This is a genomic window from uncultured Bifidobacterium sp., assembly GCF_959020145.1.
GTDB lineage: Bacteria > Actinomycetota > Actinomycetes > Actinomycetales > Bifidobacteriaceae > Bifidobacterium.
Genome location: NZ_CAUEQY010000077.1, coordinates 1 through 3,206 on the forward strand (window position 1 = coordinate 1; position 3,206 = coordinate 3,206).

Here is a 3,206-nt window from a genome sequence, read left to right on the forward strand (position 1 = left end):
CATCCTTGGTCATGCCGATGGCCATGAGGAACACGATGGCGGACTGCTTGCGCTTGCGGTCCACGCGCACGCCAAGCACGTCACGCTTGTCGATCTCGAACTCAAGCCATGCGCCACGGCTCGGGATGATCTTCGCGCCGAAGACTTCCTTGTCGGAAGTGCGATCCTGGCTGCGGTCGAAGTACACGCCCGGAGAACGCACCAGCTGAGACACGATCACTCGCTCGGTACCACCGATGATGAAGGTGCCGTGCGGGGTCTGCAGCGGGAAATCGCCCATGAACACGGTCTGGGACTTGATTTCGCCGGTGTCGCCGTTTTCGAATTCAGCGTTCACATACAGCGGCGCGGAGTAGGTGTAATCCTTCTCCTTGCACTCCTGCACGGTGTGGCGCGGTTCTTCGAAATACGGATCGGAGAAGGTCAGGCTCATGGTCTGAGCGAAGTTCTCGATCGGTGAGATCTCCTGGAAGACCTCATCAAGACCGGAGGTGTGGGGCACGGTGTTGGTGCCGTTCTCCAGATCCTCCTCGACACGCTTCTGCCAGCGCTCGTTGCCGATGAGCCAGTCGAAGCTGTCAGTCTGTACACCCAACAGGTAGGGTACATCAATGGGCTCGCGGATGGAGCCGAAGTTCACACGGTCCGACGCTTTGTGCAGATCAATATCATGCTGGTCGGCGCGTGCGATGATGGTGGTGGTGTTCGTCGTAGCCTCAGCCAATGGACGTTCCTTATCGCTCGCTAAATCGTTTCGATATGTTTCCCCGGAAGCGCTCCCATTGGCCACCATATGCCTAGTACGCGGGCGCTTCTTCCTTGTCAGCGTGCCCGCTATATGACACGCATGTACGCAAAGTCATGAGAATAACATATCCTATAGATTTTTATTCAATAGTGACGCCGACCGGATCGGACTTCGCTTTGGGATGCCCTTCAATCGAAAGCTGCGCCGAATACACGCCACGATCCACCTTCGGCAGGGTGGATTGATCCTCCACGCATTCGCTGCCAGTACGCGTTCCCGGCCAGGTGATCGTCTGTTTGACCTCGTCGCCCTTCGCCAACAGACGATAGTCGGTGTCAACGGGGCACACATTCGACTTCCAAACCACATCATCGCCCGATTTGATCGTCAACACCACGCTGGAAGCCGACACATCAACCAAGCAACCAACCTTGCTTGAACCGTCATATTTGACGTCCGTAGTGAAATCCATCGAATCGCCCACACCGAAACTTGACGCCGCAGGAGTCAACGAAAGCGCGACATTGGACGCATCGCAATCCGGCACCCCGCTTTTCTTCTCCTTGGTCGGGGACGGCACTTCCTTACGGGAAATCGCATACACGTCCGCATGATGAATCTCACGATTCACCGCGACAATCCCCCTCGACAGGGAGTACAGGCAAAACACCAGAAAAGAAATCAGCACTATCGCAGCGATGCCGACGACGATGCGACGGCGACGAAATATCGCCTGCTGTTTTTTCGAACGTTTCTTGCCGGATTTCGAGGACGTCTTCTGTGCCATGATTTCACAGTCTAGCGTGCGCACATCCAAAGAACGTCGGCATTCTTCCTTTCATACCGGAAGACGCACATCCGCATTCGGCAGGATTTCGATAAGACCATCCTCATCCAACGATGCGATGCACCGATCAAGCTGGATATGGTCATCCCACAGTCGTTCAAGCGACTTGCGATTAAGGGCGGTCGCACCTTCCGGCAGATTGCGCAGCGCATTCAGCACCAGCCCACGCACCTGACGATCCGTACCTTGGAAACGTTGACGCGGCCGCGTGCGACGTTCCCCCAATCCCGGACGACCATTATGCAAAAACACGCAATGTCCCGAAACAGGGCACGCCTCGCACAACGGAGCCTTTGCCGTGCAGACGGTCGCGCCCAATTCCATAACGGACTGATTCCACACCACTGAAGGACGGTCGAACCGTCTGCATTTTGAGGCATCATCCTGCGGCAACATCTGCTTCGCCAACGCACGTTCCGCAGGTCTTGCGGCGCCGCCAAGCGACTCCTCGCCAAGAAAAACCCTCGAAAGCACCCTGCGAATATTCGTATCCACCACCGCGATGCGCTCACCAAACGCGAAACTCATCACCGCGCTGGCCGTATAATCGCCGATACCCGGCAATGCCAGCAACTCATCGTACGTACGCGGCAGCTTGTTATCGTAATCGGAAGCGACCACGCGGGCGCATTCCTGCAATCGCAAGGCGCGTCTCGGATAGCCGAGCCTGCCCCAAGCCGTGATCACATCCGCTTTCGCGGCATCGGCAAGCGCGACCGCATCAGGCCAGCGTTCCATCCAATCGTTCCAATACGGTACCACACGGCTCATCTGCGTCTGCTGGCTCATCACTTCGGAGACAAGCACGCCCCACGCAGTAGTGCGGCCGAAACGCCATGGCAGGTCACGCGCCGAAGCATGCCACCATTCGGCAAGCGCGTCCGCCACAGCTTCGGCGTTTTCAATTTCGGTATTAGGCTCGTTCGTGTCGTTCATCGTACCTATTCTTGCATTCATGACGAACGAAGAGCATACCAATGACGCGCAAGGCGCAACCGCAGAGGAAGCCAAAGTCGAGAAAATGTTCGAATACGGCTACCGCAAGTCGAATTATGGGCCGGACGAACTCGTGACCGACGCGCACGGCAATCCGATTTCCGTGGTCGACGCGATGCTGTCAGCCGAAGACGCGGCCAAAGCCGAAACCTCCACGCCCCACTTGTGCTACTACTCCCCCCGCATTCCGGGCAATACCGGTTCGGCAATCCGCCTGTGCGCGGTGACCGGCACGATCCTGCATTTGGTGGAGCCGCTTGGATTCAATCTGCGCGATACGAAGCTGCGCCGCGCCGGACTGGACTACCACGACATGGCGCACGTGGTATTGCACCCGAATTTTGAGAATCTGGTGGAATCCATGCCGAATTCGCGCATCATCGCGTTCACCGCGCACGCCACCAAACTGTATACCGACATCGAATACAAGCCGACTGACATTCTGCTGTTCGGCCCGGAGCCGGGCAATATTCCCGATCCGATGGATATTATGGCCGGTCCGCACGTGGCCGAACAGGTGCGTCTGCCGATGCGTCCAAGCCTGCGTTCCCTGAACCTCACCAACTGCGCATCCATCGCCATCTACGAAGCCTGGCGCCAACTAGGCTTCGCCGG

At 57.4% G+C, this 3,206-nt stretch carries 3 protein-coding genes and 1 pseudogene; 1 reads left to right on the forward strand and 3 read right to left on the reverse strand.

Features of this window, described 5'->3' with window-relative positions; translation table 11 throughout:
- From Q5H33_RS08280 to Q5H33_RS08290, 3 genes and pseudogenes are all read right to left on the reverse strand, one after another.
- Nucleotides 1-724 (reverse strand): annotated as a pseudogene (locus tag Q5H33_RS08280) (DNA-directed RNA polymerase subunit beta); the annotation flags it as partial.
- 163 nt (nucleotides 725-887) lie between these two features.
- A complete protein-coding gene (locus tag Q5H33_RS08285; protein WP_065435367.1) occupies nucleotides 888-1,535 on the reverse strand; it encodes a hypothetical protein in 648 nt (215 codons plus the stop codon).
- 51 nt (nucleotides 1,536-1,586) lie between these two features.
- On the reverse strand, nucleotides 1,587-2,531 hold the full coding sequence (locus Q5H33_RS08290) for an A/G-specific adenine glycosylase (protein WP_022244854.1): 945 nt from the start codon (nucleotides 2,529-2,531) through the stop codon (nucleotides 1,587-1,589).
- 19 nt (nucleotides 2,532-2,550) lie between these two features.
- Here Q5H33_RS08290 and Q5H33_RS08295 point away from each other — a divergent pair.
- Nucleotides 2,551-3,206, forward strand: a 656-nt coding sequence (locus Q5H33_RS08295) for a tRNA (cytidine(34)-2'-O)-methyltransferase (protein WP_302423990.1), incomplete at its 3' end; no start/stop codon positions are given.